The organism is Mesorhizobium kowhaii (assembly GCF_003253745.1).
GTDB lineage: Bacteria > Pseudomonadota > Alphaproteobacteria > Rhizobiales > Rhizobiaceae > Mesorhizobium > Mesorhizobium kowhaii.
Window position 1 is genome coordinate 1,066,199 of record NZ_MZXV01000013.1, and the last position, 22,486, is coordinate 1,088,684.

At 63.5% G+C, this 22,486-nt stretch carries 22 protein-coding genes; 9 read left to right on the plus strand and 13 right to left on the minus strand.

The features are described from left to right. The first annotated feature begins 21 nt into the window (after nt 1-21). The 7 genes from B5V02_RS07855 to B5V02_RS07885 all read left to right on the plus strand — a co-directional run bounded on the left by B5V02_RS07855 (nt 22) and on the right by B5V02_RS07885 (nt 8,066). Nucleotides 22-1,008, plus strand: coding sequence for an ABC transporter permease (locus B5V02_RS07855; RefSeq protein ID WP_111543548.1), 987 nt, complete (start codon nt 22-24; stop codon nt 1,006-1,008). 59 nt (nt 1,009-1,067) lie between these two features. Next, complete coding sequence (locus tag B5V02_RS07860; RefSeq protein WP_111543549.1) at nt 1,068-2,093, plus strand: sugar ABC transporter substrate-binding protein; 1,026 nt, start codon at nt 1,068-1,070, stop codon at nt 2,091-2,093. Between the two features lie 76 nt (nt 2,094-2,169). Continuing rightward, the gene (locus tag B5V02_RS07865) at nt 2,170-4,293 is read left to right on the plus strand and encodes an ABC transporter permease (RefSeq protein ID WP_111543550.1); all 2,124 of its coding nucleotides are present in this window, start codon (nt 2,170-2,172) and stop codon (nt 4,291-4,293) included. Beyond that, entirely contained in the window at nt 4,290-5,339 is a 1,050-nt protein-coding gene (locus B5V02_RS07870; RefSeq protein WP_111543551.1) for an SMP-30/gluconolactonase/LRE family protein, read from the plus strand. Before B5V02_RS07865 ends, B5V02_RS07870 begins: the two co-directional genes overlap by 4 nt. Further along, entirely contained in the window at nt 5,339-6,835 is a 1,497-nt protein-coding gene (locus B5V02_RS07875) for a sugar ABC transporter ATP-binding protein (RefSeq protein WP_111543552.1), read from the plus strand. Before B5V02_RS07870 ends, B5V02_RS07875 begins: the two co-directional genes overlap by 1 nt. A gap of 262 nt (nt 6,836-7,097) precedes the next feature. Next, on the plus strand, nt 7,098-7,505 hold the full coding sequence (locus B5V02_RS07880) for a carboxymuconolactone decarboxylase family protein (RefSeq protein ID WP_111543553.1): 408 nt from the start codon (nt 7,098-7,100) through the stop codon (nt 7,503-7,505). Between the two features lie 30 nt (nt 7,506-7,535). Further along, nucleotides 7,536-8,066, plus strand: a complete 531-nt coding sequence (locus tag B5V02_RS07885; protein WP_111543554.1) for a GNAT family N-acetyltransferase — start codon at nt 7,536-7,538, stop codon at nt 8,064-8,066. A gap of 22 nt (nt 8,067-8,088) precedes the next feature. Here B5V02_RS07885 and B5V02_RS07890 read toward each other — a convergent pair whose 3' ends face one another. The 12 genes from B5V02_RS07890 to B5V02_RS07945 form a co-directional block, all read right to left on the minus strand. Next, entirely contained in the window at nt 8,089-8,976 is an 888-nt protein-coding gene (locus B5V02_RS07890) for an amidohydrolase family protein (RefSeq protein WP_167458422.1), read from the minus strand. Then, nucleotides 8,976-10,094 (minus strand): vWA domain-containing protein, encoded by a 1,119-nt coding sequence (locus tag B5V02_RS07895; RefSeq protein ID WP_342633850.1) that lies wholly within the window; start codon nt 10,092-10,094, stop codon nt 8,976-8,978. The genes B5V02_RS07890 and B5V02_RS07895 overlap by 1 nt, the downstream gene beginning before the upstream one ends. Nucleotides 10,095-10,099: 5 nt before the next feature. Continuing rightward, nucleotides 10,100-10,981 carry an AAA family ATPase gene (locus B5V02_RS07900; RefSeq protein ID WP_111543822.1) on the minus strand — a complete coding sequence of 294 codons (882 nt, stop codon included), beginning with the start codon at nt 10,979-10,981 and terminating at the stop codon, nt 10,100-10,102. Between the two features lie 9 nt (nt 10,982-10,990). Next, on the minus strand, nt 10,991-11,995 hold the full coding sequence (locus B5V02_RS42205) for a xanthine dehydrogenase family protein molybdopterin-binding subunit (protein WP_111543557.1): 1,005 nt from the start codon (nt 11,993-11,995) through the stop codon (nt 10,991-10,993). 1 nt (nt 11,996) lies between these two features. Further along, nucleotides 11,997-13,364 (minus strand): xanthine dehydrogenase family protein molybdopterin-binding subunit, encoded by a 1,368-nt coding sequence (locus tag B5V02_RS42210; protein WP_111543558.1) that lies wholly within the window; start codon nt 13,362-13,364, stop codon nt 11,997-11,999. Between the two features lie 11 nt (nt 13,365-13,375). Further along, nucleotides 13,376-13,858, minus strand: coding sequence for a (2Fe-2S)-binding protein (locus B5V02_RS07915; RefSeq protein ID WP_111543559.1), 483 nt, complete (start codon nt 13,856-13,858; stop codon nt 13,376-13,378). Between the two features lie 61 nt (nt 13,859-13,919). After that, on the minus strand, nt 13,920-14,714 hold the full coding sequence (locus B5V02_RS07920) for an FAD binding domain-containing protein (protein WP_111543560.1): 795 nt from the start codon (nt 14,712-14,714) through the stop codon (nt 13,920-13,922). A gap of 21 nt (nt 14,715-14,735) precedes the next feature. After that, nucleotides 14,736-15,179, minus strand: coding sequence for an SRPBCC family protein (locus B5V02_RS07925; protein ID WP_111543561.1), 444 nt, complete (start codon nt 15,177-15,179; stop codon nt 14,736-14,738). Nucleotides 15,180-15,312: 133 nt separating this feature from the next. After that, nucleotides 15,313-16,140, minus strand: coding sequence for an AraC family transcriptional regulator (locus B5V02_RS07930; protein WP_111543562.1), 828 nt, complete (start codon nt 16,138-16,140; stop codon nt 15,313-15,315). Nucleotides 16,141-16,317: 177 nt separating this feature from the next. Next, nucleotides 16,318-17,085: an SDR family oxidoreductase gene (locus tag B5V02_RS07935; protein WP_111543563.1), complete on the minus strand. Its 768-nt coding sequence runs from the start codon at nt 17,083-17,085 to the stop codon at nt 16,318-16,320. Between the two features lie 88 nt (nt 17,086-17,173). Further along, nucleotides 17,174-18,172: an ABC transporter permease gene (locus B5V02_RS07940; RefSeq protein WP_111543564.1), complete on the minus strand. Its 999-nt coding sequence runs from the start codon at nt 18,170-18,172 to the stop codon at nt 17,174-17,176. Nucleotides 18,173-18,212: 40 nt separating this feature from the next. After that, a complete protein-coding gene (locus B5V02_RS07945) occupies nt 18,213-18,953 on the minus strand; it encodes an ATP-binding cassette domain-containing protein (RefSeq protein WP_111543565.1) in 741 nt (246 codons plus the stop codon). A gap of 468 nt (nt 18,954-19,421) precedes the next feature. Here B5V02_RS07945 and B5V02_RS07950 point away from each other — a divergent pair, with 468 nt between their 5' ends. Both B5V02_RS07950 and B5V02_RS07955 read left to right on the plus strand, forming a co-directional pair. Next, nucleotides 19,422-20,411: a sugar-binding protein gene (locus B5V02_RS07950; RefSeq protein ID WP_111543566.1), complete on the plus strand. Its 990-nt coding sequence runs from the start codon at nt 19,422-19,424 to the stop codon at nt 20,409-20,411. A gap of 181 nt (nt 20,412-20,592) precedes the next feature. After that, nucleotides 20,593-21,375, plus strand: a complete 783-nt coding sequence (locus B5V02_RS07955; RefSeq protein WP_111543567.1) for a FadR/GntR family transcriptional regulator — start codon at nt 20,593-20,595, stop codon at nt 21,373-21,375. A 112-nt stretch (nt 21,376-21,487) separates the two neighbouring features. On the opposite strand, the gene B5V02_RS07960 is transcribed toward B5V02_RS07955, so the two are convergent. Next, nucleotides 21,488-22,426, minus strand: coding sequence for an NAD(P)-dependent oxidoreductase (locus B5V02_RS07960; protein WP_111543568.1), 939 nt, complete (start codon nt 22,424-22,426; stop codon nt 21,488-21,490). Nucleotides 22,427-22,486: the final 60 nt, after the last annotated feature.

The following is a 22,486-nucleotide window of genomic DNA, read 5'->3' on the forward strand; positions in this document are numbered from 1 at the left end:
GCCATCGGGGCGTAAGCAGACATGAACACGATTGGCTGGCCGAATTTCAGGAGCCTGAACCAGGAAGGCATCGTCTTTGCCATTGCGGTGGTGCTGTTCGTTGCCGCCGCCATCGGCCTGCCGGGCTTCATCGACCCCAACAACCTTGTCGCCATCGTCCGCTCGGTGTCGGTGCTGGGCATACTCGCGCTCGGCATGGCGGTCGTCATCATCGGCCGGGGCATCGATCTCTCGGCGGTCGCGATCATGGCGATGTCTGTCGCCTGGTATCTGCAACTTCTGAATTCGGGAACACCCGACGGGCTGGCCTTCGCCTATGTGCTGGCCGGCGTGCTCGCCATCGGCCTGCTCAACGGCTTCCTCGTCGCCTATGCCGATGTGCCGGCGATCTTCGTGACGCTGGCCACTGGCTCCTTCGTCTTCGGCTATGTGCGCTCGCAACTGATCACGCAGGATGCCGTGCCGGTGCCGCAGGGCCATTGGGTCGAGCTACTCGGCGGCCTGCGTTTCCTCGACATTCCCATCGAGGTGTTCGTCTTCGCCGGCCTAGCTTTCCTGCTTTTCCTGTTCCTGCGCTACACCAAATGGGGCCGCTATATCTATTTCGCCGGCGACAATCCGGTGGCGGCGCGCAACATCGGCATTCCGGTGCGGCCGATGCTGGTGCTGCGCTATGTGCTGTCAGCCTTCGTCGCACTGATTGCCGGCCTGCTGACGGCGGCCAGCCTGCATTCGATCAACACCCGCGTCGTCAATTCAACGCTGCTCTACGACATCGTGCTGGTGGCGGTGATCGGTGGCATTGGTCTTTCCGGCGGGCGGGGCGGGGTGCGCAACGTGCTGGTCGGGGCGGCGCTGATCGGCATCCTGCTCAATGCCATGACGATCATCGACATTCCGCTGCTCTACCAGAACCTGATCAAGGCGGCGATCCTGCTGGGGGCGATCATCGTCGACGGCATCATCAATCCACGTGACGAACAGACCGCGCAGCAGGGCGATATCTAAACCAAACGCGGACGGTTGGGGCCGTCCGTGAACAACAACAGCAAAACAGAGGACGTGACATGAAACTGATCAAGACACTCATGGCCGCCGCCACGGCGCTTGCCGTTACCGCCTTCGTGGCGCCCAGCTTCGCCGCCGACGATCCGGGTCCGGCCGCCTATGCGCAGTCGCTCAAGGGCAAGCGCGTCATGCTGGTGCCGCTGGCGATGGGCTTCGACCTGGCGCAGGGCTGGGCGCACTATCTGAAGACCGAAGTCGAGGCCTGGGGCGGCGTGTTCGAGACGCGCGACCCGAACTGGGTGGTCGATGCCGGCGCGCAGGCGATCACCGACGCCATCTCGTCGGACACCAGGCCGGACGTGCTGATCATCCACGCACCGGACCTCAACTCCTATTCCAAGCTGATGAAGAAGGCACAGGCCGCCGGCACCTATGTGCTCTTGGTCGACAATCCGGCCAACTTCCCCGCCGACGCCTTTGTCGGCAGTGACTGGGATCGGCTTGGTCAGCTCGAGGCCGAAGCGGCGATCAAGGGCTGCGGCGAAAACTCGTCGAAGAAGATCGGCCTGGTGCAGGGCGACCAGGCGAACTCCTCCAGCCTTTATCAGTATGCCGGCATCATGAAGGTTCTGGACAAGCATCCCGACTTCAAGGTGGTGGCTAAGCCCGACTCCAATTGGGATGCGACGACCTCGCGCAACGTGACGACGACGATGCTGCAGCAGAATCCGGACATCTGCTCGATCATCGACTTCTGGGATGGTGACGCCACCGGCGCTTCGGCCGCGATCCGCGACGCCAAGCTCGAGGGCAAGGTGTTCCTGGTCACCACCGGCGGCGGCGAGAAGACCGCCGATTGCGACAAGCTGCAGGACGGCACCTATGGCGCCGTGGTGATGACCGAGCTTGCCCGCCAGTCGGGCGACATGAACGCCATCATCAAGTTCCTGCTGCAGAGCGGCCAGCCTGCCGGCACCTCGCACACCTACATCTACACGCTGGAGAAGGCGACGACCAAAGCGGACCTCAAGCCCGACAGCTGCTGGGATCTGAAGGCGCTGCAGGCCGAAGCGGCGGCGAAATAAAGCAGATCCTTGCCAACACCAATCAACGAGGTGGCCGGATTGCCCGGCCACCTCTTTCTCTTGCAGCAGTGACCTGATGTCCTTTCGCGAACGCCTCCAGTCCTGGCGCTATAATCTCGTGCCCGATCACCTTGTCGGCGAGATCCTGACCAAACGCTGGACCGACAACGCCATTCCGTTCCTGGCGCTGGTGGTAACATTGGCGACCTTCGGCTCGATCATTCCGGGCTTCCTCAAGCTGACCTCGCTGCAGGAATCGACCCGCCAGCTCGGCGAGTTCTCGATGGTCGTCACCGGCATGACGGTGGTGATGCTGGGCGGCGGCATCGACCTGTCGGTCGGCTCGATCTTTGCGCTGTCCTGCTTCTCCGCCGTCTATGTCTTTTTCATCCTCGAACAGTCGATCTGGCTGGCGCTTGCCGCCTCGCTTGCCGCCGGCCTCGTGTTCGGCGCCTTCAATGGCTATCTCGTCGGCTACCTCCGCCTGCGCGCCTTTCTCACCACGCTGGTCACCTTCATCTTCGGACGGGCGCTGTTCGACATCCTGGTCACCACCTATGCAGCCGACGTGCAGCTCTCGACCGCCACATCGGATGTGCTCGACTTCATCGGCGACAGCACCTTCTGGGGCCTGTCGGTCTCGGTCTGGCTGGCCATCATCCTCGCCATCGTAACCCACATCGCGCTGACGCGTTCGCGGCCGGGCTGGCATGTGCTGGCGGTCGGCGGCTCCAGGCGCTCGGCGCATAATGCCGGCATCCGCGTGCGCCGCACCGTGTTCATGACCTATGTCTTCTCCGGCTTCTGCGCCTCGATCGGCGGCTTCCTCATCGCTTGTCGCCTGAGCGGGGCAGGACCGGGCACAGGCCTGAACCTCGAGATCATGGCGCTGACGGCGGCGGTGGTCGGTGGCGTCAGCCTCGGTGGCGGTCGTGGCTCGGTGATCAAGGGGCTGATGGGCGCCATCATCGTCTTGACCATGACCAACGGGCTGATCCGGTTGGGCTATGGCACCGGCACCAATCAGATGGTGCTCGGCATCATGCTGGCGGTGGCGGTGACCATCGACATCCGCTGGCTGAAGAACCGCCACAAGGTGCTGAACGAGGTCTATGTTGCGCCGGTCTATCTCAGGATGGGCGCGACCCAGTCGGCGGTGCCGGGCTCGGGCACGCCCTACGAGCTCGACAACCGGCTGTCTGCCGCCGACCACATCGGGCTCGGCGAACTTGAAGGGCCGGAGGACGTTATTCTCGACCGCGACGACAATCTCTATTGCGGAACCCGCCATGGCGAGATCGTCCGCTTCTTCGCGCCGGACTATGTCAGGTCGGAAGTGTTTGCCCATATTGGCGGCTTTCCGCTTGGACTTGCCTTCGACAAATCAGGCAATCTGATCAGCTGCGTCGGCGCCATGGGGCTCTATTCGGTCTCATCGGATCGGGAGGTGAAACGCCTGTCGGCCGAGACGTCGCGCTCGTGGACCTCGATCGTCGACGATGCGCGGCTGCGCGATCCCAATGACTGCGATATCGCACCGGACGGCCGCATCTATTTCACCGACTCGACCAAGCGTTACGATGCGCATGACTGGGCGCTGGATTCGATCGAGAACCGTGCCACCGGTCGGCTGCTGGTCTACGACCCGAAGAACGGCTCGACGAAGACATTGCTAGACGGTTATCGCTACACCAACGGTGTCTGCATGGCGCATGACGGCAAGTCGCTGTTCTTCGCCGAAAGCTGGGCCTGTCGCGTGCATCGCTACTGGCTGGAAGGGCCGAAGGCGGGCACCGCCGAATGCGTCATCCGCGACATGCCGGGCTACCCCGACAACATCAACCGCGCCTCCGACGGCAATTACTGGATGGCGTGGCTGGGCATGCGTACGCCGAGCTTCGACCTGTCGCTGCGCCACCCCGACATGCGCAAGCGCATGACGCGCCGGCTGCCGCAGGACGAATGGCTGTTCCCCAACATCAACACCGGTGGGGTGGTGAAGTTCAACGAAAAGGGCGGCATCATCGAGGCGATGGGCGACCTCACCGGCGGCGCGCACCCGATGGTCACCTCAATGCGCGAGCACAAGGGTTTTCTGTTCGTCGGCGGCATCCTCAACAACCGCATTGGCCGCTACAAGATATCAGGCGCCGACCCGAACTGGACCAGTCCCGCTTCCTATTGGGGGGCGAAGTCATGATCCTCGATCCGGTGCTTGACCTTTTTCGCGGCAAGGCGGTGACCATTCCGCCGCTCGACGGCGCTTTCCGCCCCAACACGCGGCTGGATGACGCGCCGGCTTTCACCGAGCTGACCGAGCCGGACAATCTGCTGATTTCCAGCGACAGGCTGTTGTCCTCCAGCGGCAACGCCGTCTTCGCGATTGCTGCCGGGGCGGAGCCAACGGTGGTCGAGAAATTTCCATCTCCGGTCACAGCGCTGGCGCTCTCGCCATCGGGTGAACTGACGGTTGGGTTGGAGAGCGGCAGGCTGCTGACTGGCGGCAAGCAGGTTGCGCTGCCTGCCGGGGTCCGTTGCATCACAGCACTTGCCCATGCCGACGACGGCACGCTGTGGCTGGCCAATGGTTCGGCCGAGCATACGCCGTCGCAATGGGCCGCCGACCTGATGAAGAAGGGTGCGTCCGGTTCGCTGTGGAAGCGAGACGCGGCGGGCGGTGACATCCACAAGGTAGCCGGCGACATCGCCTTTCCCTATGGGCTGCATCCGATGGGGCGGGATGTGCTGGTCAGCGAAAGCTGGCGTCATCAGCTCGTGCGGTTTGACGGCGTGACGGGCAACCGCTCGACGGTGTTGACGCATCTGCCCGGCTATCCCGCACGGCTGTCGCCGGCCGCCGATGGCGGGGCGTGGCTGACCTTGTTTGCGCCGCGCAACCGGCTGATCGAATTCGTGCTGCAGGAAACGCACTACCGGCAGGACATGATCGAGCAGGTGCCGCCGGCCTATTGGATCGCGCCCGCGCTGGCCTCCAGCCGCAGCTTCCTCGAACCGCTGCAATGCGGCGGCATCCGCACCATGGGCATCCACAAGCCGTGGTCGCCCAGCCGTTCCTATGGGCTGGTGGTCAGGCTCGACCGCAACATGCAGCCGCAATTCAGCCTGCACAGCCGCGCCAACGGCACGCGCCACGGCATCTGCAGCGTCGCAGAAAAGGACGGCCTTCTGTTCATCGCCTCCAGGGGCGGCGACTGCGTGCTGTCCGTCGCCACGGGAGGCTTCTGATGGAACCGATCGTCCGCCTGGAGAACGTCACCAAGACTTATCGCGGCGTGCCGGCGGTGAAAAACGTCAGCTTCGACTTGCGCAAGGGCGAGATCCACGCGCTGCTCGGCGAGAATGGTGCTGGAAAATCGACGGTGACCAAGATCATCGCCGGGGTGGTCGACGCCACCTCCGGCAAGATGTTCCACAAGGGCCAGGAGATCGCCTACGTGTCACCGCATGCGGCGCTCGAAGCCGGCATCGCCATGGTGTTCCAGGAGACCAGTCTGGTACCGTCGATGACGGTGGCGCAGAACCTTTACCTCGGCACTGAAAAGTTCCTCAACCGACTGCGCGGCACCTACATTTCGGCGCAGCAGTTCCTGCAATCGCTGAATTTTCCGGTCGATCCGAACGCCATGGTGGCGACGCTGGGTGCGGCCAAGCGGCAGATGGTCGAGATCGCGCGCGCCGTCCACCACAATGCCGAGATCATCATCTTCGATGAGCCGACGGCGACGCTGACGCCGGAGGAGAAACGGCACTTCTTCGCGCTGATCCGGCGGTTGAAGGCGAGCGGCGTGTCGATCGTCTTTATCAGCCACGCGCTGGAAGAGGCGTTGATGATTGCCGATCGCATCACCATCCTGCGCGATGGCGAGCTGGTCATCACCGACGATACATCCGCCTTCGACCGCGACCGGATCGTCGCCGCCATGGTCGGACGCACACTGTCGGGGCAGATCTACCGCCAGCGTGACGAAGCGAAATTGCGCAAGGCCGGCAAGAAGGTGCTGTCAGTGCAGGACATCTCGATGAGCAATGTCGTGCGCAATAACTCCTTCTCGATCTTCGAGGGCCAGATCACCGGTGTGTTCGGGCTGATCGGCTCTGGCCGCACCGAGACCTTCAAGATCGTCTCCGGCATATACAAGCGCGATTTCCTGCGCGGCGGCGCCATCGAGCTGGACGACAGGCCCGTGCGCTATCTCGTGCCGAGCGAAGCGGTGGCTGACGGCATTATCTATGTCACCGAGGACCGCAAGAGCGAGGGCATCTTCGAGACGATGGGCATTGCCGAGAACCTGTTCGGCGGGCTGCTGGCGGCGGGCCGCGAAAAGGCATGGGTGATCAATCAACAGGAGATGCGCGCGCTTTCAGCCGAATGGACGAAGACGCTGAACATCAAGGCGATCAACGACAATGCGCGCGTGGTCGAACTGTCTGGCGGCAACCAGCAGAAGGTGGTGATCGGCAAGGGGCTGGTGCAGCAGCCGCGCGTCGTCATCTTCGACGAGCCGACGCGCGGCGTCGATGTCGGCGCGATCGCCGAGATCCATCAGATCATCAACCGGCTGGCCGACGAAGGCCTCGCTGTCGTCGTCATCTCGTCCTACCTGCCGGAGATCATGAACCTGTCCGACCGCATCCTGGTCTGCCGCCAGGGCCGCATCGTCGAAGAGTTTTCGCCGGCGGAGGCAACGGAGGAGAAGATAATGTATGCGGCGGTGCATTAAGGCGTACTGGTTTTCAGGTGAGGCCGGCCTGCAAACGGTAGCTTCCTGCGCTTCCGGTGCTCGCGCACGAAAAGTACGCTCCGCTCCGGTTCTCGGAACCCACCGTTTTCGGCGCGGCCTGACCTCAATCTCAACACACCTTGTCGGCGCCCGTCTTCAACACCCGAAAGCAGAAATTCGAATCATCCAAAGTAGTTGGCCTCATTTGCTCAAGACCTGATTCAATGCGCTGACACGACAATCCAAACGAAGGAACCAGATCATGGCGACCACAAAACTCCTAAGCGATGCCGAGGTGGAGAAAATCCCTGCCGTGAAAGCCGTCTTCGACGACATCCGCGCGACGCGCAAATCCGATTTCGTCAACAATTTCTGGCGCGGGCTGGCCAATGATCCGCCGGCGCTGAAGCGGATCTGGGAACAGTTGAAGGTGGTGATGGTCGCTGACAGCGCCATCGATCCATTGACCAAGGAGATGATCTATATCGCGGTTTCGACCGCCAATGGCTGCTCCTACTGTGTCCACTCGCACACCGCCGCCGCTCGTGCGAAAGGCATGACCGATGCACAGCATGGCGAACTGGTGTCGATCATCGGGCTGGCCGGGCAGACCAACCATATGGTCACTGCGATGCAGATCCCGGTCGATCCGCAGTTCGAGGTGAAGTGAGGGCGGCTGCTTTCCGGGGCTGGAATTTTCATGGACAAAAGCACCAGATTTCCAACCTCGCTCACTGGCTACGAGATTGAAGGCCTGATTGGAATTGATGCTCCACGACTGGAGCCGCTGTATCAGGGCTGCTCGGACTATGTCGTGCTGGAACGAGGCGAGCCGCCCAACGCTGCCAGTGCAAAGGAGGAATTTGAGAACTTTCCACCGAACCGGACGGAAGCCGACAAGTTCGTATTCAGGGTGAAGGCAATCGATGGCGAATTTGTGGGCTTGCTGGCCTGCGACCGCAATTATCCGCGAGTGGAGTGTTGGTGGATCGCATTGTTCATGATTGACAAAGAACTTCGCGGAAGAGGGTTGGGGCGAGCACTGTGCGACGACTTTTTCAGGTGGCTGAAATCCCAGAACGTCAAGTGGGTGGAACTCGGCGTGCTCGCAGAAAATGAGCAGGCTCATCGCTTTTGGCGGGGGCAAGGCTTCGAGTTGGTGCGGACGGCGGGGCCAGTCAACATCGGTGTCAAACGGCATATGGTCCAGGTTTTAGGTCGGCCGTTGTGAGCAGATCCATTGCCAATCTGTACTATACCGGCCGATACACCTTCTCTGTCGTGTTCCGGAAAATATCCGCCTCTGCCGCCGCGCCATGCTTGGCCACCACTGCGCGGTGTGCCTTGATCAGCTCGGCGTGGCTCGTCCACAATTTCTCGATCGGGAAGTTCGAGCCGAACATCAGGTGGTCCGCGCCCAGGATGTCGATCGCATTGTCGACGATGTAGGCAATCAGCGCCGGGTCGTTGCGGTGGACGAAGGTGCCGAGGCCGGACAGTTTGGCGTAGACGTTTGGCGCCGCCGATAGCGTGCGCAGGCCTGCTTTCCAGGCTTCGGTGGCTTCCGGCTCCATGCCGGTCAGCATGCCGGCATGGGTGAGGATGAAATCGGTCTCCGGGTTTTCGCCGACCAGCGTCAGCCCGTCCTTCATCTGGGCGGGGAAAAGCTGCAGGTCGAAGGACAGGCCATAATCCTTCAACCGAGCGACATTGGCGCGCACCTTCGGGTCGATGACCTGGTCGGCCGAAGTGGCAAAGCGGAAGGCCGGGGTCTCGTGCCAGTGCAATTGCATGCGCACGCCGCGCAGCAGCGGATATTTTTTCAGCCGGTCGATCTGGGGCCTGATATCGTCCACGGTCATATCGGTGTAGCCGACGATGGCGTGTGGCCAGCCGGTCTCGTCGGCGGTCTTCTGCAGGAAGGCGACCTCCTTCTCGAAATCCTCCTTGGCCCAGTTGGTCTGGACATAGACGGCCTTTTCGACACCGGCACCCTTCTGGTCGGCTAAAAACTCCTCGATCGGGTAGTCGCGGCGGATCGGCTCGTAGGGACCGAAGATGCGCGGCACCATCGGTCCGACCAGCCAGGGCTGGTCCCTTTGGCGCCAGATGTGGAAATGCGCGTCGATTGCCTTCTGCATCACGAAACCCTCTTCCAGATTGCCGCCGCCGCCGGGGCTGGGCGGGCAAGCGACAGGATGAAATCGGTGAGGGCCTTGAGCGACGAGCCGTCGATGAGATCGTCGAGCACCGGCAGGATGGCGCGCAGTGCCGCCGTTGCAGGCCGGAAGCGCGGGTCGCCGGCCAGCGGCGTCGCCAGTGAAAGCCGGAAGGCGCGCGCGCTCAGCCGGCGCATCGCTGTCTCCAGTTCGGCATGGTCGCCGCGCTCCAGCGCGTCGGAGAGGATGACGACCGCTGCACCGCGGGCGAAAGCGGAAAAGCGCGGCACTGAGAGGAAGGCGAGCAGCGTCGGCCCCATGCGGGTGCCGCCGTCCCAGTCGTCGACCTGTGCAGCGGCGCGGGCTAGCGCCTGGTCGCGGTCGCGAATGCGCAGCGCCGCGGTGATGCGGGTGAGCCGCGTGCCGAAGGTGAAGATCTCGGCACGGTCCGCGCCCTGCACGGCGGCATGGGCGAGCTTGAGATAGTCCGATGTGTGCAGCTTCATCGAGCCGGAGACGTCGATCAGGATCAGCAGCTTGCGCGGCACGGTCTGCCTGCGGCGCAACAGCGGCGAGGGCACGTCGCCATCGGCGCTGACGATTTCCTTGAGTGATCGGCGCAAATCGAGCTTGCCGCGCGAGTGGGTGCGCACGGTGCGGAAGGAGCGGCGGGCGGGCAGGGCGGAAGCGAGCTTGCGGCGGAAGGCGGCCAAGCCATCGATGTCGCGCTGAAAATCGCGAGTGCTCAACTGTTCGGTGCCGGAGGACAGCTCGCCGCCTTCCTGCTGGCTGATCACCTCGATCTCTTCCTGGCTCGCGCCGCCATCGTCCTTGATGCGGGTTTCCTCGTCGGCCTCGCCTTCGACCACGGCAGATGCGTTGCCGCAGAAATGGTTCTGGAAATGCGCCTCGAATTCGTCGCGGCGGTCGGGCGGCGGCGCCAGCGTGGCAAGGGCCGCTTCGCGGATGTCGGCCATCGAACGCGGCCCGAGCAATGTCACCGCTTGCATGAAGCCGGACACCTGCTCCGGCGCGACGGCAAAGCCGTAGCGGCGCAGCAGCCGGCCGAAGCCGAGGAACGGCGTGGCCGCGCGGGGCAGGGCGCTCACGCCAGCGCCTCCTCGACAATCCGGCCAAGCTCTGGCGCGATGTAGGTCAGGTCTTCTTCGTCCTTGATCAGCACGCCGATGGCGCGGCGGAAGGCTTCGGGCCATGGGCTGCCAACCTTTTCCAGAATGGTCGCGGCGTTGGCCCATTCGACCGCCTCGGCGATGCCGGGCGGCTTGGCCAGCGGGCGGGCGCGGATGGTCTGCACGGCTGCCGCCACCGCGCGCGCCGTCGCTTCGGCGACATCGCCGGCGCGCAGCATGATGATGGCGGCCTCGCGCTCGGCGTCGGGGTAACCGATCCAGTGATAGACGCAGCGCCGGCGCAGCGCCTCGGCGAGTTCCCGGGTGCGGTTCGAGGTCAGGATGACGATCGGCTGAGCGGTGGCGCGGATGGTGCCGCGCTCGGGAATGCTGATCTGGAAATCGGAGAGGAATTCCAGAAGGAGCGCCTCGAATTCATGGTCCGAACGGTCAATCTCGTCGACCAGCAGCACGCGCTGATCCGGCGCCTTCAGCACCTGCAGTAGCGGTCTCGCGATCAGGAAACGGTCGTCATAGATGTCGATCTCGTGCTCGCCGGCATGGCGGATGGCGAGCAACTGGCGCTGGTAGTTCCATTCGTACAGCGCATGCGCGGCGTCGATGCCTTCGTAGCATTGCAGCCGCACCAGATCGCGACCGAGCAGCTGCGCGATCGCCTTCGCCGCTTCCGTCTTGCCGACGCCGGGCGCGCCTTCGAGCAGCAGCGGCTTGCCCAGCCGGATGGCCAGGAAGATGGCGGTCGCCAGGCTGTCATCGGCCAGGTAGCGCGAGGCGGCCAGGTGCTGCGCCACCGCCTCCGGCGAGGTCGCTACAGTCTCGGCGTTCACCTCAGGCATTTCGACCACTCAGTTCGCCGCGTGCGCCTTGAGCGCGCGCAGGATGCGCTCCGGCGTAATCGGCAGTGTGTCGATGCGCACGCCGACGGCGTCGAAGACGGCGTTGGCGACCGCCGGGATCTGAGGATTGGCGCACATTTCGCCCGGCCCCTTGGCGCCGTAAGGCCCGTCGGCCGACGGCCTCTCCAGCACGATGATCTCGGTTTGCGCGAGGTCACCCGGCCCCGGCATCAGATACTGATTGAAGTCGGTGCCGCCGTGGTCGCGATTGGGATAATAGGGCTCGGTCGTTTCGTACAGCGCGTGGCTGATGCCCATCCACGAGCCGCCGACCAACTGCTGTTCGACCATTTTCGGGTTCAGCGCCCGGCCGATCTCAAAGATGTTCTTGACCGTCAACACGGTGACCTCGCCTGTCTCGTCATCGACCTCGACCTCGGCCACCGTGCAGGCGTGCGCGTAGCAGGTCGACGGCTTCATCGCGCCGGTCTCTTTCTCGGGATAGGAGCGCGGGATCAGGAACATGCCGCGGCCGGAGATTGAGCGGCCGCGCTTGAAATGCGCCGACAGCGCGACATCGAAGATCGAGATCGACTTTTGCGGCGCGCCCTTGACCAGGATGTTGCCCTGTCCGTCGGTCTCGAGGTCGGAGGCGTTCACTTCCAGCTCCTCTGCGGCCACTTCCAGCATCACCTGCCGGGCTTCCTTCGCGGCCTGAATGACGGCATTGCCGGCGCGGTGGGTGCCGCGCGAGGCGAAGGTGCCCATGCAGTGCGGGCCGGTGTCGGTGTCGGCCGTGTCGACGACGACGCGATCGGTCGGCACGCCAATCGTCTCGGCACAGATCTGCGCCATGATCTGCTTCATGCCCTGGCCGAGATCGACTGATGACAGCGTGACCATGAAATTGCCGGTCGGCGTCGAATGCACCAAGGCCTGGGTCGGGTCGCCGCCAAGGTTCATGCCGGTCGGATAGTTGATGGCGGCAACGCCGCGCCCGCGCCTGATCGCCATCTCAAGCTCCCTTCACGTAGGACGACATCGCCATGAATTTTTCCGCCACCGGCCAATTGGCGGCGCGCGAGGCTTCCTGCATGCACTCGATCAGCGCCGCACCCTCGGTCGGCTGGCGATGCGCCTTCATGTCGCCGTCACGATAGGCATTGATGAAGCGGAATTCGAGCGGATCCATGCCGATCAGCCGCGCCAGCTTGTCCATCTGCACCTCCAGCGCGAAATCGCCGATGGTGACGCCGAAGCCGCGCATGGCGGAGGAGGGCGTGCGGTTGGTGTAGACGCAATAGGTGTCGATCCAGACATTGGGGATGGTGTAGGGGCCGGGGTAATGCCCGGCGCCTTTCTGTGCGCCATAGGGCGAGTGGCGCGAATAGGCGCCGGCATCGGTGTAGCCGGTGACTTTGCGCGCAACGATGCGGCCGTCCTTCATGACGCCGTCCTTGATGACCACCTTTTCGGCGGCGCGCGGCGAGGAGATCTGCATCTCCTCCTCGCGGCTATAAATGAAGGAAACCGGACGACCGGTCAGCTTGGCACCGAGAATGGCGATCGGCTCGACGATGACGTCGACCTTGCCGCCGAAGCCGCCGCCGACGGTGCCGCCGACGAAATGCAATTTGTTGCCGGGCATCTGCAGGATGATCGAGGCATTGTCGAGGGTGAAGAACATCGCCTGCGTGTTGGTGTAGCAGGTGAAACGGTCATTGCCTTCGGGCGCCACCACGCAGCCGGTGGTCTCGGTCGGCGCATGCTCGATCGGCGAGGACTGATAGCTCTGCTCCAGCACATGGTCAGCGGATGCGAAGCCTGCCTCAACATCGCCGAAACGCACCTTGCGGCATTCGCCGCTGTCATAGAGATAATAATTCTGGCCGTGATACTCGTTGACCAGCGGCGCGCCGGGCTTCAGCGCTTCCTCCATGTCGAAGACGGCCGGCAGCACCTCATAGTCGATTTTGACCTTGGCGGCGGCTTCCTGTGCGGCACGCTCGGTTTCGGCCAGCACCGCCACCACGGGCTCGCCCTTCCAGCGCACCTTGCCGTCGGCCAGCACCGTCTCGTCCTCCGGCCCGATCTGGATCAGGATCAGGATTGTGTAGACATTGTGCGGCACGTCCTTGGCGGTCAGCACCTTGACGACACCCGGATGTCTCTCGGCCTCCGAGGTGTCGATCGAGCGGATGCGGGCGTGATGATGCGGGCTGCGCACCATCTTCAGGTGCAGCGTGCCGGGAAAGTTGCGGTCGGCGAAAAAGGCGGTCTTGCCGGTGACGTGGCCGGGGGAATCCGAGCGTGGTCGGGGCTGGCCGATCTCGTGCAGATCGTCCTTGCGGACATCGGCGAAGTAGCTCTTGCGCAGTTCCATGTTTGCTTCCCTCAGGCCGCGTTCTGCGAGTTGGAACGGGCGGCGGTGAGCACCGCCTGGATGATCGGCTCGTAGCCGGTGCAGCGGCAGATATTGCCCGACAGCGCCTCGACCACCTCGTCGCGGCTGGGGTTGGGCGTATGGTCGAGCAGCATCTTGGCTGCCATGATCATGCCCGGCGTGCAGAAGCCGCACTGCGTGGCAAAGGTGTCGAGGAAGGCGCGCTGCAGGGGGTGCAGAACGCCGCCCTCCGAAAGCCCCGACGTCGTGCTGATGGCAGCCCCGTTGCAGGTCTCGGCCAGCGTCAGGCAGGACAGCCGGAGCTCGCCGTCGATGATGACCGAACAGGCGCCGCAGGTGCCTTGATGGCAGCCGCCTTTCGGTGAGGTGTCGCCGATCTTGTCGCGCAGCGCGTGAAGCAGCGTCGTGCCGCTGTCGATGAATTCGGCCTTTTCAGAACCGTTGAGCGTGAACTGGACCGGGACCTTTGCCATGTTTCCTCCTTGCGCGCCTGCCCGATTGATCGGACAGACGCGCGCCCCCCAACGGGTGTTTTCAGGTCAGCAGCAGCCGGCCGAGATGGACCGGCAGAACTTCAGCGCGATACCAGGCGCTGGCGATCGGATCGGTGATGGGCGAGGTGCCTTCACCCGCGGCAGCCAGCGCCGGAGCGATGCCGTCCTTGGTCAGGCGCCGGCCGATCAGAGCTTTTTCCGCCGCCCTGGCGCGCGTTGGCCGATCAGCCATGCAGCCAAGCGCGATCCGCGCCGCGGACACAGTGCCGTCGCCAGCCAGCTCAAGCACGGCGGCGATGCTGAGCACCGAGACCCCCTTGGGCTTGACCCGCGAGACTTTCAGGAAGCGAAAGTCGCCTTGTGGCGGGAGCACGAAACCGACCGTAGTGACGATGGCGCGGTTGCTGTCGCGCCCGGTCAGAAAGGTCTCGATCGGCGCTTCGCCATCATCGGTGCTGACTGTCGCGTCGAGCGCCAGCAAGGCAACGGCGAAATCGCCATAAGGCGCCGGGGCGAACAGATTGCCGCCGACGGTGGCCATGTTGCGGACCGCCGGACCGCCGACGGCGCGGGCGGCGCGGGCGAGGGAGCTGAGGTCCGGATGACGCGCGATTGCCGCCATCGTCACAGAAGCGCCGATGCGGACCTTGCCGTCGGTGACAGCGATGGATGACAAGGCTGGATCGGTCGAACGGACAAGGCTGGAGACCGAAACATCGCCTTCATTGGCGGCGCGCACGACCAGCGTCCCGCCACCGAGATAGCGGCTGCCCTGGGATTTCAGCGCTGTGTTGGCGTCCTTCACCGTTGCAAAAGTCTGCAGTGCTAGTGCCATGGCATGCTCCCGCGCTGCGGCTCAGCTCTGGCCGGCGAAATGGCTCTTCAAGGCATTGAAGCCGCCCTGGAAGACATTGGCGCCCATGCCCTCGGCAAGCTTGCCCGCTTCCTCGGGTGCGGCGTCGAAGCTGGCGGTCCATTCGGCATAGGTTCGGTCGCCATCGGTCACGCGCCTGAGCTGCAGCGTCGCCTTGTGGTTGGTGAGCGGCTGCGGCGTCTCCAGGATGGAGTAGCTGACGAGGAAATTCGGATCGGAGAAGTCGAGCAGCTTTTCGCGAATGCGGGCGCCGCTGGCGAGCTGGAAATTGCGCACGCAGCCGATCGTTGAGGCGTCCTTGCCGTCCTCGATATGGCTTTCCACCATGCGCGGGTGCCAGCTCGGCAGGCCGTTGAAGTCGCGTATCCGCGCCCAGACCTTTTCGACCGGTGCGTCGATGACGCTGGAGATGGTGACGTTCGCCATATCAAATGTTCCCTTGCAAATGCGGCAGTTGGGCAAGGATAGGGCGGCCATGTCAGGGACGCTTATCAATGCGTCTTGAGCCCGTATCAAGGAGTCTGAAAAAGGGTCTGAAAAAGAGTAGCGGCCGGTTGGCTCAGGCGATCATCCGCGCCGCTTCGCGGTAGAGCGTCGGCGGCACGCCGACATGGTCGCGGAAGAAGCGCGAGAAATTGCCTTGCGTGGTGAAGCCGAGATTGCAGGCAACCGAGATCAGCGGCTCCTGCGACCACTGCAACTGCCGTACCGCTTCCTCCATGCGCAGCGTGTTCCAGTAGACATTGGGGGTCAGATTGGTCTGTTCCTTGAACAGGGCAAAGAAATGCGGCCGCGACAGGCCGACGGCGCGCGCCACGTCGTCGAAGCAGATGCGCTCGCAGACATTGGCCTTCATCAGTTGGATTGCCTTGCGGACGCGGAAATCCTGCATGGTGTTTATGCGGACGCGCGCTTCCTGCGGCGCCGAAGCGTCGGCGGCGTCGAGCACGCTGTCGATGAAACGCTCGATCTCGTAGTGGGCGACATCGTCCACGCTTTCATTGTCGCTGAGATGGTCGAGCAGACTGGCGGCAGCCTGGTGCAGCCAGGGCTCCAGCGTGATCGTGGCCTGCGAGAACAGCGGCGCGGACGAGGGCAAGTCGCGGCGCCGCCGCGCCCAGTCGGGATCGATGTAGAACGCGAGGAACAGGCCCGGCGTGCCGTTCTGCGACAGGACATGGCTGTGCGGCTGGAAGGAGTTGATGCCGGCGGCGGTGCGCGGTCCAAGCCGTACCATCTCGCGGCCGATGGTCATCTCGCCGGCCGTGCCTTCCAGCCAGATGATCAAATGTGCTTCGACATGGGCATGGGTGACGAAGTCGCTTGCGACATTCAGGACAGAAACATGTCCGAACCGGCCCCAGTAGAGCCTGATCGCTTCCGTCATGGGTGTTTCCTCCCGCAGACGACTGGCCTCCCTTCGCCTGCAGGGGGATTGTGCGGCGGAGTTCGGGGCCGCGTCAAGGTGCAGGGCGGCTGGAGCCTTCTGCGATGTGCCTTGGCGGTGGATTTTCAGACTAAGCGATAGGTACTGGAACGAATAGCGGTGGAGAACGCCGAGCCCTCAAACTGAAGCCGTCATGCCACCGTCGACATACAGCGTATGCCCGTTGACGAAGGACGATGCGTCGGAGGCTAGAAAGACCGCGGCGCCGATAAGTTCGGAGACATTGCCCCAGCGCCCGGCCGGCGTGCGCTTTTCCAGCCAGGCGGAAAATTCGGGATTGTCGACCAGCGCCTGGTTCATCTCGGTGCGGAAGTAGCCGGGTGCGATCGCATTGATCTGCAGGCCGTACTTCGCCCAGTCGGCGCACATGCCCCTCGTCAGGTTCCTGATCGCGCCCTTGGTTGCGGTGTAGGGCGCGATGTTCGGTCTTGCGAGTTCGCTCTGCACCGAGCCGATGTTGATGATTTTGCCCATGCCGCGCGTGATCATGTGGCGGGCGACCGCCTTGCCTGCATGAAAGGCCCCCGACACATTGGTCTTGAACAGCCGCTCCCATTGCTCCTCGGGAAAGTCCTCGAGCGGGGCGCGGAACTGCACGCCGGCATTGTTGATGAGGATGTCGATGGCGCCGATCTCGGCCTCGATGCGGGCGACGTCCGCGTCGACCGCTTGGAAATCGGTGACGTCGAAGGTCGAGGCATGCGCCTTGAAGCCGGCATCGCGCAGCTTGTCGACGGCGCTGCCGATCCTGGCGGCATCGCGGCCGTTCAGCACGACGCTCGCGCCGTGCTCAGCCAGGCCGCGCGCCAGGGCAAAGCCGATGCCCTGGCCGGAGCCAGTCACCAAGGCCAGCCGGCCCTCGAGGCTGAACAGCGAGTTTGCCATCAGGCTGTCTTTTGCTTGACCATGATCTCTGGACAAACGGTTTCCGTTTGTCCGAGAAAACCGGTTTCCACTTTTCGGGATCATGGTCCTAATCGCTACGGCGGAAATTGCGGATGCGGTCGAACAGCACCGCAAGCAGGATGGCGCCGCCGATGAACACGCCTTGCCAGAACGCATTGATGCCGAGCAGGCCGAGGCTGTTGCGGATCACCTCGATCAGCGCCGCGCCGACGATGGCGCCGAAGGCGGTGCCGACGCCGCCGGCAAGGTTGGCGCCGCCGATGACGGTGGCGGCGATGACCTGTAACTCCATGCCGGTGCCGATGTTGGTGGTGACGGCGCCCAGCCAGCCGGTTTCGATGACACCGGCAATGCCCGCCGACAGCGCCGAGATCATATAGACGGTGACCTTGATCTGGCGCACCGGCACGCCGGTCAGCGTCGCCGCATGCTCATTGCCGCCGATGGCGAAGATGTGCCGGCCGAACTTGGTCCAGCGCAGGATGAAGCCGGTGATCAGCGCCAAAAGGATCATGTAGAGCACCGGATTGGCGATGCCGAACACCCAGGCGCCGCCGCCCAGCGCCAGAAGCTTGGCGTGGTCAGGGCCGAACTGGAAGACAACGGTGTTGTTGGAAGCGACCATCGCCAGGCTGCGGGCGATCGACAGCATGCCGAGCGTCACCACGAAGGGTGGAAAGCCGAGATAGGCGATCAGGATGCCGTTGAAGGCGCCGATGGCCAGCGCGGTGGCGATCGAGGCGATGATGCCGACCTCGATCGAGTAGCCGGCATGCATGGTGACGGCCAGCACCATCGACGACAGGCACAGCACCGAGCCGACCGACAGGTCGATGCCGCCGGTGATGATGACGAAGGTCATGCCGAGCGCGATGATGGCGACGAAGGTGATGTTGCGGGTGATGTTGTAGAGGTTTTTCGATGTCGCGAAGGCGTCGGTGGCAAACGACAGGAACAGGCAGGCGAGGATAACCGCGATCACCACCCAGAAGGTCTGGCTGGCAAACAGCCTTGCCGGCAGAGATTGCTGTTTGTGTTCGATCGGCTGGTCAATTGTCAGTGCCATCGTCGGCCTTCATCTGCTGCCATGGTGAAAACGCTTGAAATCATACCTGTTCGATGGCGCCGGTGATCAGCCCGGTGACTTCCTCGGGTGAGCTCGACGCAATCGTCTTGTCGGCGACCTTGCGGCCGCGCCGCATGACGATGACTCGGTCGGCGACGGTGAAGACGTCGGGCATGCGGTGGCTGATCAGCACGACCGCGATGCCCTGGTCGCGCAAATGGCGGATCAGGTTCAGCACTTCGGCGACCTGGCGCACGGAGATCGCCGCCGTCGGCTCGTCCATCAGCACGATCTTGGCTTGCGACAGCATGGTGCGGGCGATCGCCACCGCCTGGCGCTGGCCGCCCGACATCTGCTTGACGAGGTCGCGCGGACGGGTCTCGGATTTGAGTTCGGCGAAGATCTGGCCGGCGCGCTTGTACATCGAGGCGTAGTCGAGAATGCGGAACGGACCGACGCCGCGGCGCAATTCACGGCCGAGATAGACATTCGCCGCCGCGGTCAGATTGTTGCAGAGCGCCAGATCCTGGTGGACGATCTCGATGCCGTGCTGGCGCGCCTCGACCGGCTTGTGCAGCACCAGATCCTTGCCGTCCATCTGCATGCTGCCGTGGCTCGGGCGGAAATTGCCGGCGATCATCTTGACCAGCGTCGATTTGCCGGCGCCGTTGTCGCCCATCAGGCCGACCACCTGGCCGGGCTCGATCGACAGCGACACGTCGTTGACCGCCTGAATGGCGCCGAAATGCTTCGAGATATTGGTGAGTTCGAGAACCGCCACCAGCCTTCTTGCCTCCCCGTTTTTGCTACCTGCCGCTGTTCCCGGCGTGAATGCCGGCGCTACTTAGGCCTCGCTCTCCCCAGCTCCTCCCGGAACCAGCGTTAGCGTTCTTTTACGCAAAAGCCGGCGCGCGTCAATCAATTGTCGGACGAATTGAAGCCGGGTTATTTTAAAAATCCGTTTTGTAGGACAAATAGCATTGACGTTGGCGGCGAGCCGATATTAGCTAAGCGTCGGAGGAGATTATGCCGATCCCTGCTGGCGTTCGCCGGGTGGAATCGGCGGAGGTTTATCGGTCGAGGTTCTGGCGGCACCCGTGTGTTCGAGCCGGTCCAAAGCCGCATCTGGAAATGCTTATCGACCTGTATTGGCGACACGAGCGCTCGCGAAACGAAGCTCGGTCATCACGCATCCGGTCGATTTGTGTGGCGGGCACGCCGTGTCCGTCTGTTTCAAGGGAGGACTGACATGAGGAAATCACTTTTGCTCGCTGCCGCCGCCATGATGGCGCTTGGCGCCGGGCCGGCTTTGGCCAAGAAACAGCTCGTCATCGTCGTGAAAGGTCTCGACAATCCGTTCTTCGAAGCCATCCACCAGGGCTGCGAGAAATGGAACAAGGAAAACGCCAGCTCGGAATATGAGTGCTTCTACACCGGTCCGGCGTCGACTTCGGACGAGGCCGGCGAGGCGCAGATCGTTCAGGACATGCTGAGCAAGGCCGACACCGTGGCGATGGCGATTTCGCCGTCCAACGCGCCGCTGATCGCGCAGACGATCAAGACCGCCAATCCCACGATCCCGATCATGACGGTCGATGCCGACCTCAGCAAGGAAGATGCGGCGCTGCGCAAGACCTATCTCGGCACCGACAACTACCTGATGGGTCACAAGATCGGTGAGTACATCAAGAAGGGCAAGCCGAATGGCGGCACGATCTGCACCATCGAGGGCAATCCGGCGGCCGACAACATCCTGCGCCGCGCGCAAGGCATGCGTGACGCGCTGTCGGGCAAGGAAGGCCTCGCCGCACTTGCCGGCGAAGGTGGCTGGACCGAAGTCGCCGGCTGCCCGGTGTTCACCAATGACGACGGCGCCAAGGGGGTGCAGGCGATGACCGACATCCTCGCCGCCAACCCCAAGCTGGATGCGTTCGGCATCATGGGCGGCTGGCCGCTGTTCGGCGCCCCGCAGCCCTATCGCGATCTGTTCGGGCCGCTCAAGGACCGGATAGCCAGCAACGACTTCGTCATCGGTGCCGCCGACACGATCGGCGACGAGGTGGCGATTGCCAGGGATGGCCTGGTGACGGCTCTGGTCGGTCAGCGGCCGTTCGAAATGGGCTACAAGGCGCCATCGGTGATGATCGACCTGATCGAAGGCAAGGCCGTCGCCGATCCGGTGTTCACCGGTCTCGACGAATGCACCAAGGACACGGTCGACACCTGCATCCAGAAGTAGGTTCTCGATTTCGGGGCGCTCGGTAACGGGCGCCCCGTCAATTCATGAACGGGACGCTGTGGTTGGGGCAACCGGCTCCGGCTTTGACGCGCCCATGTCTGGAATTTTCGGCAACGAGATCGGCGCGCCGTGCAGGTTCGGATCAATCCGGACGACAGACGGCCGACGCATTGGAACGTGGATGCCGGACGAAAAGTCAAAGAAGCGAGCCGACCAGGCCACGGCACAAGCCGGCCGCCGTCCGGCTGTCATGCGCAGGGCTGGTGCAGCGCACTTTCCGGGAGCGAGCGTCCATGTCTCGCTGGCCAGCGAGATTGGTCTCAGGATCGTGCGCGGCGACTATCCGCCGGGCACCATCCTGCCCAACGAGGCCAAGTGGGCTGAGATCTTCAATGTCAGCCGGTCAGCAGTGCGCGAAGCCATCAAGATGCTGATGGCCAAGAGCCTGCTGGCTTCCCGCCCCAAGATCGGCAGCTGGGTCGAGCCGAAAGAGCGCTGGAACCTGCTCGACCGAGACGTTCTGGCCTGGTACGCGACGGCGCCCGACCGCGAGGCGTTCCTGCGCACCGTGCAGGAGTTTCGCCACATCATCGAGCCGGAGGCGTCGGCCTTTGCCGCCATGCGGCGCAGCGACGAGCAGATGGCCGAGATCAGCCAGGCCTGCCGTGAGATGGGCGATGCCTTGAGCCTGCAGGAGCGTATCCGCGCCGACACGCGCTTCCATCTCGCCATTCTGCGCGCCTCCGGCAACGATCTGCTGGTGCCGCTCGGCGTGCTGATCGAATCGGCACTCGACCATCTCTTCGACTTCACGACGCAGCGGGTTGGTGATCAGCGGCAGGCACAGAAGCTGCATGAGGCGATCGAGAAGAACATCCGCCTGCGGCGTCCGGCAGCCGCGCGCAACGCCGTGCACAAGCTGCTTGAAAACACCGATGAAGGAATCGGGCGTTCAAGGCGGTGACCGGCGCATTTTCTGCGCATAGCCTCCGGCGGCCCTTCGCAGGCTCAGGGCGTTCGAAACTCGAAAAGCCAAGCAATTGGCTTTTCGTCCGCTGCGCGGACCGCTTCTCACCTCAAATCGTCTGTTTCTTGCCGTCCTTCATCGGCATCAGGTCGACACCGTTGACCTTGCCGATATGGGTGGCCAGCATCGGCACGAATTGCTCGGCTGGACCGGTGGCAAAGGCGCCGGCGAAAGAGTTCTTGGTGGCGTTGCCGAGCGGGTTGGCGATGCCGGCGGCACCCGCCATCGATTCCAGATAGGTCAGGTCCTTGAAGGCGTTGGCGATGGAGAATTTGTGGGCGTCGCGGTCGCCCTCCAGCGTCCAGCGCATGAAGGTCTGGTAGAAGCCGCAATCCATGCGGCCGTTGCGGATGACGCTGTCGAAGCGCGGCGGCGAGATGCCGACCTTCTGCGCCAATGCCAGCGCCTCGGAATAGATCGCGGCGTAGCCGAGCGAGATGAAGTTGTTGAGCAGTTTCATGCGGTGGCCGTCGCCGGTGTCGCCGATATGGACGATGCGGCCGGCCCAGGTTTCGAGCACCGGCTTCAGCCGGGCAAAGACGGCGTCCGGCGCGCCGACCATGGCGTCGAGCGTGCCTTCCCAGGCCTCCTTCGGCGTGCGGCTCAGCGGCGCATCGACATAGTCGATGCCGAGGGCCTTGAGTTCGGCCGCCAGTGCAATGGTCGAGACCGGATCTGAGGTCGAGCAGTCGACGACGACCGAGCCCTTTTTCAAGCCCTCCTTGAGGCCGCCGGGGCCGCGAATGATGGCTTCGACTTCGCGCGAACCGGTGACGCAGATGAAGACGATGTCCGATGCCGCCGCGACCTCGCGCGAGGTCGACGCTTCCGCGGCACCGCGGCCAAGCAGGTCTTCCGCCGGCTTGCGGTTCTTGCGGCCGAGAAAGGTCAGGCAGTAGCCCTTGTCGACGATGTTCTTGGCGATCCCGTGCCCCATCAGACCAAGGCCGATGAAGCCGATCTTTTCGCTCGCGGCAGTCGTGTTCATGTCTTCAAGTCCTGTTGCAATGATTGATGATCAGCGCTGCCGTTTTGCAGGCGAGGGTGG